General features: G+C 62.2%; 16 protein-coding genes. 8 read left to right on the plus strand and 8 right to left on the minus strand.

Features of this window, described 5'->3' with window-relative positions; genetic code table 11:
* Positions 1–84: 84 nt before the first annotated feature.
* From PCE31107_RS18760 to PCE31107_RS18795, 8 genes are all read left to right on the plus strand, one after another.
* Positions 85–1,251 (plus strand): DegT/DnrJ/EryC1/StrS family aminotransferase, encoded by a 1,167-nt coding sequence (locus tag PCE31107_RS18760; RefSeq protein ID WP_130025771.1) that lies wholly within the window; start codon positions 85–87, stop codon positions 1,249–1,251.
* Entirely contained in the window at positions 1,248–2,270 is a 1,023-nt protein-coding gene (locus PCE31107_RS18765) for a glycosyltransferase (protein ID WP_150610215.1), read from the plus strand. The genes PCE31107_RS18760 and PCE31107_RS18765 overlap by 4 nt, the downstream gene beginning before the upstream one ends.
* Positions 2,267–3,190: a formyltransferase gene (locus PCE31107_RS18770; RefSeq protein ID WP_150610217.1), complete on the plus strand. Its 924-nt coding sequence runs from the start codon at positions 2,267–2,269 to the stop codon at positions 3,188–3,190. Before PCE31107_RS18765 ends, PCE31107_RS18770 begins: the two co-directional genes overlap by 4 nt.
* A gap of 7 nt (positions 3,191–3,197) precedes the next feature.
* Positions 3,198–4,247, plus strand: a complete 1,050-nt coding sequence (locus tag PCE31107_RS18775; RefSeq protein WP_130025768.1) for a bifunctional UDP-4-keto-pentose/UDP-xylose synthase — start codon at positions 3,198–3,200, stop codon at positions 4,245–4,247.
* A gap of 210 nt (positions 4,248–4,457) precedes the next feature.
* Complete coding sequence (locus tag PCE31107_RS18780; RefSeq protein WP_150610219.1) at positions 4,458–5,363, plus strand: polysaccharide deacetylase family protein; 906 nt, start codon at positions 4,458–4,460, stop codon at positions 5,361–5,363.
* Positions 5,364–5,421: 58 nt separating this feature from the next.
* A complete protein-coding gene (locus PCE31107_RS18785; protein ID WP_130025766.1) occupies positions 5,422–5,883 on the plus strand; it encodes a peroxiredoxin in 462 nt (153 codons plus the stop codon).
* 333 nt (positions 5,884–6,216) lie between these two features.
* Positions 6,217–7,959, plus strand: a complete 1,743-nt coding sequence (locus PCE31107_RS18790; RefSeq protein ID WP_150610220.1) for a PhoH family protein — start codon at positions 6,217–6,219, stop codon at positions 7,957–7,959.
* Between the two features lie 231 nt (positions 7,960–8,190).
* Complete coding sequence (locus PCE31107_RS18795) at positions 8,191–9,009, plus strand: C40 family peptidase (protein ID WP_150610222.1); 819 nt, start codon at positions 8,191–8,193, stop codon at positions 9,007–9,009.
* A 371-nt stretch (positions 9,010–9,380) separates the two neighbouring features.
* Here the strand turns inward: PCE31107_RS18795 and PCE31107_RS18800 are convergent, their stop codons facing one another.
* The 8 genes from PCE31107_RS18800 to PCE31107_RS18835 all read right to left on the minus strand — a co-directional run bounded on the left by PCE31107_RS18800 (position 9,381) and on the right by PCE31107_RS18835 (position 15,336).
* The gene (locus PCE31107_RS18800) at positions 9,381–10,391 is read right to left on the minus strand and encodes an inorganic phosphate transporter (RefSeq protein WP_017232284.1); all 1,011 of its coding nucleotides are present in this window, start codon (positions 10,389–10,391) and stop codon (positions 9,381–9,383) included.
* Positions 10,392–10,404: 13 nt separating this feature from the next.
* Positions 10,405–11,031 carry a DUF47 domain-containing protein gene (locus tag PCE31107_RS18805; protein ID WP_017232285.1) on the minus strand — a complete coding sequence of 209 codons (627 nt, stop codon included), beginning with the start codon at positions 11,029–11,031 and terminating at the stop codon, positions 10,405–10,407.
* A gap of 114 nt (positions 11,032–11,145) precedes the next feature.
* A complete protein-coding gene (locus tag PCE31107_RS18810; RefSeq protein WP_026131664.1) occupies positions 11,146–12,513 on the minus strand; it encodes a replicative DNA helicase in 1,368 nt (455 codons plus the stop codon).
* A gap of 302 nt (positions 12,514–12,815) precedes the next feature.
* Positions 12,816–13,268, minus strand: coding sequence for a 50S ribosomal protein L9 (gene rplI, locus PCE31107_RS18815; RefSeq protein WP_017232287.1), 453 nt, complete (start codon positions 13,266–13,268; stop codon positions 12,816–12,818).
* Positions 13,269–13,295: 27 nt separating this feature from the next.
* A complete protein-coding gene (gene rpsR / locus PCE31107_RS18820) occupies positions 13,296–13,577 on the minus strand; it encodes a 30S ribosomal protein S18 (protein ID WP_017232288.1) in 282 nt (93 codons plus the stop codon).
* 2 nt (positions 13,578–13,579) lie between these two features.
* Entirely contained in the window at positions 13,580–13,882 is a 303-nt protein-coding gene (gene priB / locus PCE31107_RS18825; protein ID WP_017232289.1) for a primosomal replication protein N, read from the minus strand.
* A 46-nt stretch (positions 13,883–13,928) separates the two neighbouring features.
* Positions 13,929–14,306 carry a 30S ribosomal protein S6 gene (rpsF, locus tag PCE31107_RS18830; RefSeq protein WP_017232290.1) on the minus strand — a complete coding sequence of 126 codons (378 nt, stop codon included), beginning with the start codon at positions 14,304–14,306 and terminating at the stop codon, positions 13,929–13,931.
* Positions 14,307–14,424: 118 nt separating this feature from the next.
* The gene (locus PCE31107_RS18835) at positions 14,425–15,336 is read right to left on the minus strand and encodes a LysR family transcriptional regulator (protein WP_017232291.1); all 912 of its coding nucleotides are present in this window, start codon (positions 15,334–15,336) and stop codon (positions 14,425–14,427) included.
* Positions 15,337–15,356 lie beyond the last annotated feature (20 nt).

The following is a 15,356-nucleotide window of genomic DNA, read 5'->3' on the forward strand; positions in this document are numbered from 1 at the left end:
GCTGACGGACCGAAATCACGGACGCGCCGCAACAAGCAAACGCCGGCGCGTCTCCCCCTGTTTATCTGAGGCTTGGTCTTAATAATGAGCGACTCGGCAACCGCCCAACCGAATCTTCCGTTTCTGCCGTTCACGCGGCCGAGCATCGACGACGCCACCATCGCCGGCGTTACCGAGGTGCTGCGTTCTGGCTGGATCACCTCCGGCCCGCAAGTGCAGGCCTTCGAGAAGGCCTTGTCCGATTATTTTGGCGCACGCCCGGTGCGCGTCTTCAACTCGGGCACCGCGACGCTCGAAATTGGCCTGCGCCTGGCCGGCGTGCAAGACGGTGACGAGGTGATCACCACGTCGCTGTCGTGGGTCGCCACGTCCAACGTGATTCTGGAAGTCGGCGCGACGCCCGTATTCGTCGACGTCGACCCAGCCACCCGCAATCTCGATCTCGATCTGCTCGAAAAGGCGATCACGCCCAGGACGCGCGCGATCATCCCGGTCTATCTGGCCGGGCTGCCGCTCGACATGGACCGGCTGTATGACATCGCGCGCCGTCACAACCTTCGCGTGATCGAGGACGCCGCGCAAGCCATGGGCTCGACCTGGGGCGGCAAGCGCATCGGTGCCTTCGGCGACCTCGTCTCGTTCAGCTTCCACGCCAACAAGAACCTGACCTCCATCGAAGGCGGTGCGCTCGTCTTCAACAATGAAGACGAAGCCCGCCTGGCCGAGAAGTACCGTCTGCAGGGCGTGACCCGCACCGGCTTCGATGGCATGGACGTTGACGTGCTCGGCGGCAAGTTCAACCTCACGGACGTCGCCGCACGCGTCGGCCTCGGCCAGATGCCGCATCTGGCGGAATTCAACCGCCGTCGCACGGCGCTGGCGCGGCTGTATTTCGATACGTTCGCGGGCGGCGCGGCCGTGGCGCTCGGCCTCGGCCTGCCGCACGCCGACTTCACGAACTCGAACTGGCACATGTTCCAGGTCGAGTTGCCGCTGGCGCGCCTCACGATCGATCGCGCGGGTTTCATGGAAAAACTCAAGGCGCGCGGCATCGGCAGTGGCGTGCATTACCCGGCCATCCACCTGTTTACGCTCTACCGCAGGCTCGGCTTCCGGGAAGGGCAGTTCCCGCATACGGAGCGTCTGGGCCGTTCGATCCTGACGTTGCCTCTCTTCCCCGCCATGACGGATGCCGACGTTGCGCGCGTCTGCGAAGCCGTCAATGCCCTCTGCGCCGACCATCAAAAATGACCTGTCCACAACTCTCCATCGTCATCCCGGTCTATAACGAAGAGGCCGGACTCGCCGCCCTGTTCGCCCGGCTGTATCCGGCGCTCGACAAGCTGGGCGTGGCTTATGAAGTGGTGTTCGTCAACGACGGCAGCCGCGACCGCTCGGCCGCATTGCTTGCCGAGCAGTTCCGCGCGCGCCCGGACACGACGCGCGTCGTGCTGTTCAACGGCAACTACGGACAACACATGGCCATCCTGGCCGGCTTCGAACACACGCGTGGCGAATGGGTCGTCACGCTCGACGCCGACCTGCAGAACCCGCCCGAGGAAATCGGCAAGCTCGTCGAGAAGCTGGCGGCCGGGCACGACTACGTGGGCACGGTGCGCATGAACCGTCAGGACACATGGTTCCGCCGCCATGCCTCGCGCGCCATGAACCGCCTGCGCGAGCGCATCACGCGCATTCGCATGACCGATCAGGGCTGCATGCTGCGCGGTTACAGCCGTCATATCGTCGACACGGTCAATCAGTGCCGTGAGATCAACACGTTCATCCCCGCGCTGGCCTACACGTTCGCGCAAAACCCGACCGAAGTCGACGTCGCCCACGAAGAGCGCTTCGCCGGCGAGTCGAAGTATTCGCTCTATAGCCTGATTCGCCTGAATTTCGACCTCGTCACCGGCTTCTCGGTGGTGCCGTTGCAATGGCTCTCGGGCGTCGGCATCACGCTGTCGGCGGCCTCGGGACTGCTGTTTATCGTGCTGATCGCCCGCCGCTTCCTCTTCGGCTCGGAAGTTCAGGGCGTGTTCACGCTGTTCGCCGTCACGTTCTGTCTGTTGGGCGTGATCCTGTTCGGCATGGGCCTGCTGGGCGAGTACATCGGCCGCATCTATCAGCAGGTTCGCCAGCGTCCCCGCTATCTGGTGCAAGCCGTGCTGGAGGACCCGTCGTCCGGCCAACCGGACAAGGGGACCGGCGCGACGTCGAGCGTGCGTCAGACGACCGGCGCCACGGAACTGGGATCGCACGCCTCATGAGCACCCAAGTGCCCCAAGCCGCCAAAGCTGTCGTCTTTGCCTACCACAACGTGGGCGTGCGCTGCCTGCAGGTGCTGCTCGCGCGCGGTGTCGACGTCGCACTCGTCGTCACCCATCAGGACAATCCGAACGAGAACATTTGGTTCGGCAGCGTGGCCAGTGTCGCCGCCGAGCACGGCATCCCGGTCGTCACCCCCGACGATCCGGCCGATCCCGCGCTCGCCGCACAACTGCGCGCCATCGCGCCGGACTTCATCTTTTCCTTTTACTATCGCCACATGATTCCCGTGGCGGTGCTCGAAATCGCCTCGCGCGGCGCCTTCAACATGCACGGGTCGCTGCTGCCGAAGTATCGCGGCCGTGTACCGGTGAATTGGGCGGTTTTGAAGGGCGAAACAGAAACGGGCGCAACGCTGCACGAGATGGCCGCCAAACCGGATGCCGGCGCCATCATCGACCAGACCGCCGTGCCGATCCTGCCGGACGATACGGCGGGCGAGGTCTTCGAGAAAGTCACGGTCGCCGCCGAGCAGACGCTCTGGCGCTGCCTGCCGGGCCTGATCGCCGGCACCGCACCGCGACAGGTGAATGAACTGAGCGCAGGTAGCTACTTCGGCGGACGCAAACCGGAAGACGGCCGCATCGACTGGTCGAAGCCCGCAAAGGACGTCTACAACCTCATTCGCGCGGTCGCGCCGCCCTACCCGGGGGCGTTTACCGACGTGGCGGACCGTCGCTGGGTTGTCACGCACGCCCGTTTGTCACGTGCGCCGGCGCCCGCCGGTTTGCCCTGCGGACTGCAAGTAGTGGATAATGCGCTCCTTGGCGTTTGTGGCGACGCAAATGCTGTCGTCATTCATGAACTAATGCTGGACGGCAAAGCAGTCACGCCGGCACAGTTTTCCCAGCTCAATCACTGACCGCAATATGAAAAAAGTCCTGATTCTCGGTGTCAACGGGTTCATCGGCCACCATCTGTCGAAGCGCATCCTGGAGACGACCGACTGGGAAGTTTATGGCATGGACATGCTCACCGATCGCCTCGGCGATCTGATCAACCACGAGCGCATGCACTTCTTCGAAGGCGACATCACGATCAACAAGGAGTGGGTCGAGTACCACGTTCGCAAGTGTGACGTGATCCTGCCGCTCGTCGCCATCGCCACGCCGGCCACCTACGTGAAGGCTCCGCTGCGTGTGTTCGAACTCGACTTCGAGGCGAACCTGCCGATCGTGCGCTCGGCCGTGAAGTACGGCAAGCACCTGGTGTTCCCGTCGACCTCCGAGGTCTACGGCATGTGCACCGACGGCGAGTTCGATCCGGAAAACTCGCCGCTGATTTACGGTCCGATCAACAAGCCGCGCTGGATCTACGCCTGCTCGAAGCAACTCATGGATCGTGTGATCTGGGGCTACGGCATGCAGGAAGGCCTGAATTTCTCGCTGTTCCGCCCGTTCAACTGGATCGGCGCCGGTCTCGACTCGATCTACACGCCGAAGGAAGGGTCGTCGCGTGTGGTCACGCAGTTCCTCGGCCACATCGCTCGCGGCGAGAACATCAGCCTGGTCGACGGCGGCAGCCAGAAACGCGCCTTTACCGACATTGACGACGGTATCGACGCCCTGGTGCGCATCATCGATAACAAGAACAACATTGCCAGCGGCAAGATTTACAACATCGGCAACCCGACGAACAACTTCTCGGTGCGCGAGCTGGCCAACATGATGCTCAAGCTGGCCGCCGAATATCCCGAGTACGCCGACACGGCCAAGAAGGTTCAACTCGTCGAGACCTCGTCGGGCGCCTACTATGGCAACGGCTATCAGGACGTGCAGAATCGCGTGCCGAAGATCGAGAACACCATGCAGGAACTCGGCTGGGCACCGACCACGTCGATGGACGACGCGCTGCGCAAGATTTTCGAAGCATATCGTGGCCATGTCGCCGAAGCGCGCCGTCTGGTCGAGGCCGAGTAAGCGCCATCAGGGGCGCGGTCAGGCGGCAGCCGCCTGGCCCTCCGCCTCGGGGTTGCGGGCCGCCAATTGCAGCTCATGGCAGCCCGTTGCACCCCATCGCATTGCACGCCCGGTGCGCCCTCGGCGCATCGGGCGTTTTTGACTCGGTAGTTTGTTTCGTAGTTCAGGATATCGCCGACAGTCATCGCGATATCTCACTCAAGGGCGGCTATGGCCAACATTGTCCTGAAGATCGACGTCGACACGCTGCGCGGCACACGCGAAGGCGTGCCCAATCTGCTCGCCGCACTGGCCGAGCACGAGGCGCAAGCGACGTTCCTGTTCAGCCTCGGGCCGGACCACACCGGTTGGGCACTCAAGCGCGTCTTCCGTCCAGGCTTTTTGAAGAAAGTTTCACGCACCTCGGTGGTCGAGCACTACGGCTTCAAAACGCTCATGTACGGCACGTTGCTCCCCGGCCCGGACATCGGGCGGCGTGCGGCCGACGTCATGCGCACCGTGCGAGACGCGGGCCACGAGACCGGCATCCACACGTGGGACCACACGTACTGGCAAGACAACGTGCGCACACGCGACGCCGCCTGGACGCAGCATCAGATGTCGCAAGCCCATGCGCGCTTCCTCCAGGTCTTCGGTGCGCCACCGCTCACGCATGGCGCGGCTGGCTGGCAGATGAATCATCACGCGTTTCGGCAGATCGACGCCTGGGGCATGAAGTATGCGTCGGACGGACGCGGCATCGCCCCGCACTACCCCATCGTCGATGGCGTGCGTCTACAGCATGTGCAAATGCCGACGACCCTGCCGACGGTCGACGAGTTGCTGGGCATCGACGGTCGTGACCTCGACGGCGTGGCCGAGCATCTGCTTGCCCTGACCCGCGATCCGGCGCAACATCACGTGTTCACCCTTCACGCAGAACTCGAAGGGCAGAAACTGGCCCCGCTGTTCCGTCAATTGCTGGCTGGATGGCGCCGCCAAGGGCACGCCCTGGTGACGATGGGCCAATACTACGAGACGCTCGATCTTGCCTCGCTACCGGCGCATCCCGTCGTGTGGGGCGAAATTCCGGGCCGCTCGGGCGATCTGATTCTCGAGGGCCGGGCCACTGCCTGAACCCGCTTTCGATCCACTTCCCCGTTCCGGCCTTGCAAGGCCACCCAAGGAGACCATAGTGACGGTAGCCATCGACACCCCCGTGCCCGATTTCACCGCACCGGCCACCGGCGGCGATTTTTCGCTCAAGGCGTATCGCGGCCAGAAGGTGGTGATCTATTTTTACCCGAAGGACAATACCCCCGGGTGCACGACGGAAGGCATGAACTTCCGCGACAACTACGATCAGTTTCAGGCCGCCGGGGCGCAAATCGTCGGCGTGTCGCGCGACAGCCTTCGCTCGCATGAAAACTTCCAGCGAAAACTCGAACTGCCCTTCCCGCTGATCTCGGACGGCGACGAAGCGGTTTGCCAATTGTTCGGTGTCATCAAGTTGAAAAAACTGTATGGCAAGGAACATCTGGGGATCGAACGCAGCACGTTCCTGATCGACGAAAAAGGCGTATTGCGCAACGAATGGCGCGGCGTACGTGTGCCCGATCACGTTGCCGAAGTGCTGAGCGTCGTGCAGGCGCTCTGATCCGCTGGAGGGCTTGTCAGTGCCGCGGCGCATCGGGCGCCGGGCATCGTCGCCGGCCCCGCGCAAGTGCGCTTCCGTCGCGTGTTGCACGAGGACGGAAAGCGACCGCCAGTGCGGACATTCGGCGCTATACAAGCACGGCAAGAGACGTTATAGTCAGCCGTAATGATGAAGCGCATTGAACCAGACTATTGCAGGCGTTGCCACGGCGGCGCCTTCAGCCAAGCCGCCTCTCCGGTGCGTCCGGGCAGGCGGCTTTTTTGTTGCCGGGACGTGGGGTACCGCAGTCTGTCCCGGCCGAGTCGTGTTGTGTTTTCTTGAAACGGGAAATCTATGCCATTGCCATCGGCGCCGACCAAACCGGGCTCGTTGCTTGCCCCGGAACAATTCCCCACTCGCCTCAAACCTTCGCGCACGGAGGCCAAGAAACCGATCCCCTCGTCTGAGCAACTCGCACTGGGCGAGACGTCCGGTGCCACGGGTGCCGGCGCGGCCGAATTGAAGGTCGTGCCTAAACCCTCCGCGGCACCGCAGACGACAGTACAACCGTCGCCCGTCGCACGCTCGCCCCAGTCGCCGCCGGCGGCCGAGTCGAACGGGGCAACGCCGTCCCTCAAGGCCGTCAAGCCTACGTCAACAGGCACGGGCTCGAAACGGGCACGTCTGAAGGACCAAGAACCCGCCAAGCTCTTCGTGCTCGACACGAACGTGCTCATGCACGACCCAAGCAGCCTGTTCCGCTTCGAAGAGCACGACGTCTATCTGCCGATGATGACGTTGGAAGAGTTGGACAATCACAAGAAGGGCATGTCGGAAGTGGCGCGCAATGCGCGTCAGGTGAGCCGCACCCTTGACGGGCTGGTCGCCGAGAGCGGCACGAAGTCGATGACCGAAGGCATCCTCCTCTCGCGGCTCGGCAACAAGGACGCCACGGGCCGCCTGTACTTCCAGACCGACCTGACCGACGTGCCGCCGCTCGACGGGTTGCCGCAAGGCAAGGCCGACAATCAGATTCTCGGCGTCGTGCGGGCATTGCAGGACAAGTTCCGCGATCGCCAGGTCGTGCTGGTGTCGAAGGACATCAACATGCGCGTCAAGGCGCATGCGCTCGGCCTGCCCGCGGAAGACTACTTCAACGACAAGGTGCTCGAGGACAGCGATCTGCTCTACTCGGGCGTGATGCCCCTGCCGACGGACTTCTGGACCAAGCATGGCAAGGGCATGGAGAGCTGGCAGGACAATCGCACCGGCACCACGTTCTATCGCATTACCGGGCCGCTCTGCGCGAGCTTCCTCATCAACCAGTTCGTCTATCTGGAGACGAACAACGGCGAGGCGCCGTTCTACGCGCAGGTTCGCGAGATCAACGGCAAGACGGCGCTGCTGCAAACGCTGCGCGACTATGGACACCACAAGAACAACGTGTGGGGCATCACGGCGCGCAACCGGGAGCAGAACTTCGCGTTGAACCTGCTGATGAATCCCGAAGTGGACTTCATCACGCTGCTCGGTCAGGCCGGTACCGGCAAGACGCTGCTGGCGCTGGCCGCCGGTCTGGCGCAAACGCTCGACGAGAAGCGCTACAACGAAATCATCATCACGCGCGCGACCGTGCCCGTCGGTGAAGACATCGGCTTCCTGCCGGGCACCGAGGAAGAGAAGATGCAACCGTGGATGGGCGCGTTCGACGACAACCTCGAAGTGCTGCAAAAGACCGACGATTCCGCCGGCGAATGGGGCCGCGCGGCCACACAGGAACTGATTCGCTCGCGACTCAAGGTCAAGAGTATGAACTTCATGCGCGGTCGTACGTTCGTGAACAAGTTCGTCATCATCGACGAGGCGCAGAACCTTACGCCGAAGCAGATGAAGACGCTCGTCACGCGTGCCGGCCCGGGGACCAAGCTGATCTGTCTGGGCAATATCGCGCAGATCGATACGCCGTACCTGACCGAAGGCAGCTCGGGACTCACCTATGTGGTCGATCGATTCAAGGGGTGGGGACACAGCGGGCACGTCACACTGGCGCGCGGCGAACGTTCGCGTCTGGCCGACTACGCGGCGGAAATCCTCTGACGTCTGCCGACCGTGGACGGCGAACCGCTTCGTTCTACGCGCTTCGCTCCACGCTCAACACGACGGCGCCTTCGGGCGCCGTTTTTTTTAACTGCCGGCGTCGCCAAGGCGGCGCGCACCGACGACAGCGTCATCCGGGAATCCGCTGATTTGTGACGTCGATGCCACAGAACGCCCGTCTTTCGGCGCTTTTACGGTGCATCGGCCCGTTAAGCGTCGTAAACTCGTCGCATGCGACTCCTCTCTCGCCTCCTTGCTCGCGACGTGACGCATCCGGCCGTCCTGCCGAACGCGTGGGGCCGTTGCGTGGGTGCGCTGGCGCTGACGTTGCTGGTCGCGGCTTGTTCGTCGGGTCCATCAATCCGACAAGGCGGCAGTGCGAACTACGGCAACCGCACGATGGGGCCGGAGCGCAGCGCGGGTCAGGAGGAAATCACGCTCGAAGCGATGAGCCTCGTTGGCATTCCTTACCGCTACGGCGGCAATACCCCGGATTCCGGTTTCGATTGCAGCGGCCTCGTGCGCTACGTCGTGGCGCGCGCCGCCGGTGTGAACCTGCCCCGCACAACGGCCGACATGAGTGGTGTGGGCACACCGTTGGCGCGCGACGACCTCGCCTCGGGCGATCTCATCTTCTTCAACACGACGGGACGCGCCCACTCGCACGTAGGCATTTACGTGGGTCAGGGGCAGTTCGTACACGCGCCGAACACCGGCGGCACGGTGCGCCTGGAGAGCCTCTTCATTCCGTATTGGGCACGCCGGATCGATGGTGTGCGACGCGTCGCAGCGAACAAGGCACCCGCGGGTAATACGACTTACGTGAATCGGTCGGCGCCAGCCTCGCTCGCTCAGACGCCCGCCGCGGCAACGCCGCCGAGCGAGCCCGTGAACCCGCCGAACATCGCACCGAACCGCCCGCTTACCGGGGCGCCCCCGTCCCCGATGGTAACGCCGCAGGTCTTGGTGCCGAGTCGCACAGCCAACCTCACCCCCCCAGCCCCGCAAGACGACGATCCGATCGCTCGCTTCGCCAACAGCTCGATGTAATCACTTCAGGCGAACGAGAATCGGTTGAGCGTGAACTGAAGGGTCAGCGCAGGTGCGCAAGCAGCGTCGCGGCGCCGCCGACATTGATCGCGACGCCCACCAGCGTGGTGACCGGACGACGATACAAGCAACGATGGATCAATGCAGCCATGTCAGCCTCCCATGAGGATCGATTAAATACTATGGCGAGATAATAATTGATCGCCATTGGCTATAGAAATTGATTCTCTCGATGGCGTCGATGCGGCCTGTCAATGGGGCCACGCCGACCGCGGGGGCTGAAGCAGGACACAAAAAAAGCGGCCGAAGCCGCTTATTTTGTTGCCCGGGCGGGTCACACCGTCATGAGACGGCAGCCCGCCGAACCGACATCACAGAATCTGCTTGCCGACCCACCACGCGATCGCGGCGATGAATGCCGAGGCCGGGATCGTCAGCACCCATGCCCAGACGATGTTGCCTGCCACCCCCCAGCGCACCGCCGAGAGCTTGCGCGTGGCGCCAACGCCCACGATGGCGCCGGTGATGGTGTGCGTGGTCGAGACCGGCACGCCGAGCCACGACGCGAAGAACAGCGTAAACGCCCCGCCGGTTTCGGCACAGAAGCCACCGACCGGCTTGAGCTTGGTGATCTTCTGCCCCATCGTGCGCACGATGCGCCAGCCACCGAACATGGTGCCCAGACCGATCGCCAGATAGCAGCCCACGATCACCCACAGCGGCGGTTCCGCAGCCTCCTGCGGCCACATGCCCGCGGCGATCAGCAACATCCAGATGATACCGATGGTCTTCTGGGCATCGTTACCGCCGTGTCCCAGGCTGTACATACCGGCCGAAATCAGCTGCAGGCGGCGGAACCAGCGGTCCACGCGCGCGGGTGGCGTTCGGAAGAACAACCAGGACACCAGCAGCATGAAGAACGAACCGAGCACGAAACCGAGCAGCGGAGAGATGAAAATGAACGCGACCGTTTGCAGCAGTCCACTCGTGACAAGCGAACCCGTGCCGGCCTTGGCCACCGCAGCGCCGACCAACCCACCGATCAGCGCGTGCGACGAACTCGACGGAATGCCGTAGTACCAAGTAATCACGTTCCACGCGATCGCCCCGACGAGGGCGCCGAAGATCACGTAGTGATCCACGATTTCGGGATGAACCGTCCCCTTGCCCACCGTCGCCGCGACTTTCAGATGAAAGACGAACAGCGCGATCACGTTGAACATGGCGGCGAAAGCCACCGCCTGATGCGGCTTGAGCACGCCCGTCGAGACCACCGTAGCGATCGAGTTGGCGGCGTCGTGGAAGCCATTCATGAAGTCGAACAGGAGCGCAAGTGCGACCAACAGTCCGATCAGCCAAAGGCTGATGTGCAGCGTTGCCATCGAAAGTCTCCGCTCAGGCGTTTTCCAGCACAATGCCTTCGATGATGTTGGCAACGTCCTCGCACTTATCGGTCACCGATTCGAGCAATTCGGACACGGCCTTTTGCTTGATCAGCTCCTTCACGTCGGATTCTTCGCGAAACAGCTTCGAGAGCGACGCACGCAACAGGCGGTCGGCGTCCGATTCGAGCCCGTCGATTTCCTCGCAGAGCTTCAGGATCTCGCGCGCGCGATCCATGTCGTTGAGCAGCGCCACGGTGCTTTGCACCCGTTCGCAACACTTCACACAAATCTCACCCAGCGTGCGCGCCTCGGACGGCACGCTCTTGACGTCGTACATCCACACGGCTGTCGCCACGTCTTCCATCAGATCCAGGATGTCGTCCATCGTGCTGATCAACTTGTGGATCTCATCGCGATCGAACGGCGTGATGAACGTCTTGTGCATCAGGTCGATGGTCTCGTGCGTGATGCGATCCGCTTTCTTCTCGTTGTTCTGCACGGCAACGGTGCGTGCCTCGGCATTGGGCAGATCGTTGAGCATGGCAGACAGCTCGCGGCTGCCGGCAACCATACACGCCGCGTGCTGGTTGAACAGCTCAAAGAACTTGCCCTCGGTGGGCATGAAGCGACCGAACATTATTGGAAAACTCCGGATATTAATAGGGGACGGGTCGACACAAAAACGTCACATTCTACCTCGTTGCGGGCGCGCGTTACCGCACGCCCTTACGAATGGGCGGAAATCAATGCGTCAATATTGGGGACCGGCCAGATTGTCGAACTTTGTATACGCACCGATGAACGCCAGACGCACCTGACCGATAGGACCATTACGCTGTTTTGCGATGATGATCTCGGCGGTGCCCTTGTCGGGCGTATCGGGGTTGTACACTTCGTCGCGATAGATGAACAGGATGATATCGGCATCCTGTTCGATAGCGCCCGATTCACGCAGGTCCGACATGACCGGACGCTTGTTCGGGCGTTGTTCAAGACTACGGTTGAGCTGTGAGAGCGCGATCACCGGCACGTTCAGCTCCTTGGCGAGCCCCTTGAGCGAACGCGAAATCTCGGAGATTTCGGTCGCGCGGTTCTCGCCGTTGCCCGAACCGCTCATGAGCTGGAGGTAATCGATGATGATCAACCCCAGCTTGCCGCACTGACGTGCCAGACGACGTGCGCGCGCGCGCAATTCCATCGGATTGAGCGCAGGCGTCTCGTCGACGAAAAGCTGCGTCTCGTTCATCTTCTGCATGGCGTGCGTGAGCTTTGGCCAGTCTTCGTCGACCAGCTTGCCGGTGCGAAGACGATGCTGATCGAGACGCCCCACCGACCCCAGCATACGCATGGCCAACTGCGTGCCCGGCATTTCCATCGAGAACACGGCGACGGGCAGCCCTTCTTCCACGGCGATATGCTCGCCGATGTTCATCGAGAAGGTTGTCTTACCCATCGACGGACGGCCCGCCACGATGATCAGATCGCCGCCGTTGAAACCCGACGTCATGCGATCCAGGTCGACGAAGCCCGTCGGAATACCGGTGATGTCGCTCCCGCCTTCGCGGTGGTACAACTCGTCGATGCGCTCGACCACCTGCGTGAGCAGCGGCTGCAGTTCAAGGAAGCCGTTCGTGCTGCGCGAGCCTTCTTCCGCGATGGCAAACACCTTCGCTTCCGCCTCGTCGAGCATCTGACGCACTTCCCTGCCCTGTGGATTGAAAGCATCTGACGCAATTTCGTCGGCCACTGTCACGAGCTTGCGCAACACCGCACGGTCGCGCACGATTTCCGCGTAACGACGAATGTTCGCGGCACTCGGCGTATTCTGCGCCAGGGCGTTCAGGTAGGCGAGCCCGCCCACGTCCTCGGCTTTGCCGGCCGAGGTGAGCGATTCGAAAACGGTGATCACGTCGGCAGGACGGTCGCTGGCGATCAGCCGACCGATGTGCTGATAGATCAGCCGGTGGTCATAGCGGTAGAAGTCCGATTCGGCCAGAAAGTCGCCGATTCGATCCCACGCCCCGTTATCGAGCAGCAGCCCGCCGAGCACGGATTGCTCCGCCTCGATAGAGTGCGGCGGCACTTTGAGGGAATCGAGTTGGGGATCGGGAGCGTTCATGCCGGGCATTATACCGCCCCCGCGCTCACGATCCGATCCGGCGAAATCGCGCTTGCGCGGCGATTTTTCCGAACGTGTTTTGTTCAGCAGTTTCCCGGGAGGCAACATAAGGCGGCGCTATCGAACGTGAGGAACGTGGAAGGGAGTGCGCAACCGGGACGCGGTCGGCATAGACCTGCGCATGCGCGGCCATCGGAAAGCCCGGCAACCGACACCACAGAGGGGACAGACATAAAAAAACGGAAGCCGGCGGACCGACTTCCGTTTTTTTGTTCGCGTCGGGAAGCTGACGCGGATACGGCTTACGCGTGCTCGCCCAGCACCGACACGTTCACGTCGACGACGACGTCCGTGTGCAGCGACACTTGGACCGGGAAGTCACCCACGGTCTTGAGCGGGCCATTCGGCAGACGCACTTGCATCTTTTCAACCTTGAAACCTTGGGTGCCCAGGGCTTCGGCGATGTCGAAGTTGGTGACCGAACCGAACAGACGACCGTCAACACCGGCCTTCTGCGAGATTTGCACGGTCAGGCCCGACAGCTTTTCGCCTTCGGCTTGTGCGGCAGCCAGCTTCTCGGTGGCAGCCTTTTCCAGGTCGGCACGGCGAACTTCGAACTCGGCGATCGCGTCCTTGGTGGCGCGACGCGCCTTCTTGGTCGGGATCAGGAAGTTACGTGCGAAACCATCCTTGACCTTCACGATGTCGCCCAGGTTACCCAGGTTGACGACTTTTTCCAGCAGAATCACTTGCATTATCTATTCTCCTTCGTCGACTGGCGATTAAGCACCGTGCAGATCGGTGTACGGCATCAGCGCGAGGAAACGCGCGCGCTTGATGGCCGTGTCGAGCTGGCGCTGGTAGTGCGCCTTGGTGCCCGTCAGGCGAGCCGGGGTGATCTTGCCGTTGTCGCCGATGAAGTCCTTCAGCGTCTCGATATCCTTGTAATCGATCTGGTCAACACCAGCGACGGTGAAGCGGCAGAACTTCTTGCGCTTGAACAGCGGGTTTTGCTGTTGGCGGCGGCGATCAAACTTCTTGTTTTTACCGTTAGGACGCGGCATGTTCAACAATCCTTTTCAAATACTTGCAATGCTGTGATGTGAAACACCAGGGTGCGGCTATTGCGATGCTTCTTGGCCAGAAACCCTGCCCACTGGGCCGGTTTCTCAAGTCCCAACGCCATGACTTTGGCACTGAGGGGACCGATCGCAACGGCTGGCATCGAGAACTCGACCTGCCGGGCCACGCCCGACTCTTCGACGGTTCCCGCATAGGCCAGCGTGACCTCGATCACGGGAAGCCCGGCTGGGGTATAGCGCAGCGTGCCGATTTCGACAATGCTGGCTTCAAGCCGTAAGCGATTCACGCGGTCGACGTTTCCGTGGATTCCCTGATGCGTTCCGGTGCGCTAATTACGATGCGGCAGCTTCGGTCGCGGGCGTCGCGGCAGCCTTCTTGGCTTCTTCGCGGGCCACTTCCTTCATCATCGGCGACGGTGCGGTCTCGGCCTTCTTCATGCGAACCACGAGGTGGCGCAGCACGGCATCGTTGAACTTGAATGCGTGTTCCAGCTCGTCCAGGGTTTCCTGGTCGCATTCGATGTTCATGCAGACGTAGTGAGCCTTGGCCAGCTTCTCGATCATGTACGCGAGTTGACGACGGCCCCAGTCTTCGATGCGATGGATCTGACCGGCCTTGGCCGTCACCATGCTCTTGTAGCGCTCGATCATCGCAGGCACTTGCTCGCTCTGATCGGGGTGAACGATAAATACGATTTCATAATGACGCATATATAAGCTCCTTATGGACAAAGCCGCCCGGGCGTCAAAACCAGTGCAGCAAGGTTGCAGAACCCGCGATTCTAGCGGATTTCACGTCGATCATCAACTGCCGTCTCATCAGGACCGGTCAAGTGTTTTCCAGCCAATAGTTCGGACGGGCATAGATTTGCCGCAGTTGCTCGATGAACAGACGCACTCGCGCGGGCTGGAAGCGCTGTTGGGGGTAGACGGCGAGGATGTCGTAGTCGGGTAGCGCATACTCGTCGAGCACGGTCTCCAGTTCGCCGGAGAGCAGTTCGCGCTGGATTTCCCACGTTGAGCGCCAGCCCAGACCGATGCCCTCCAGCGACCAGCGGTGCAGCAACTCCCCGTCGTTGCAGTCCAGACTGCCCGCCACACGAATCGTCACGAGCTTGCCCTGGCGCTTGAAGTACCAACCGCGCTGCTGGCCGCCTTGCAGGTTGAACGCGAGGCAGTTGTGCCTGGCCAGGTCTTCGAGCGTCTTCGGACGACCGTAGCGGGCGAAATATGCCGGGGTGCCGCACACCACGCGCCGGTTCTGGGCGAGTTTGACGGCCACGAAATTCGGGTCGACCGAGCCGCCGATGCGAATGCCCATGTCGTACCCCTCGCGCACGAGGTCGACCACGCGGTCGGTCAGGTTGAACGAAATCTGCACCTCGGGGTGCAGGCGCAGGAACGCCGGCGCATGCGGCGCGACGTGCTTGCGCCCGAACGCCGCCGGCGCCGACACGATCAGGTGCCCCGAAACGGCATGACGCCCCGCGCTGATTTCATTCTCGGCCATCTCCCAGTCGCCGAGCAACTGTTTGCAGCGCTCAAGGAACGCGCCCCCCTCTTCCGACAACGCAAGCCGACGCGTCGAGCGGTACATCAGCTTGATGCCCAGACGCTTTTCCAGCGCGTCGATGCGCCGCCCAAGAATCACCGGCGAGACCCCTTCCTTTAGGGCCGCGGCGGCCAGACTGCCCGCTTCGGCCACCTGCACGAAGGTTTCGATCTGTTTGAAACGGTCCATGCCCCCTCCATTCGATACTT

Origin of the sequence: Pandoraea cepalis (assembly GCF_902459625.1) — a bacterium.
Taxonomy (GTDB): Bacteria; Pseudomonadota; Gammaproteobacteria; order Burkholderiales; family Burkholderiaceae; genus Pandoraea; species Pandoraea cepalis.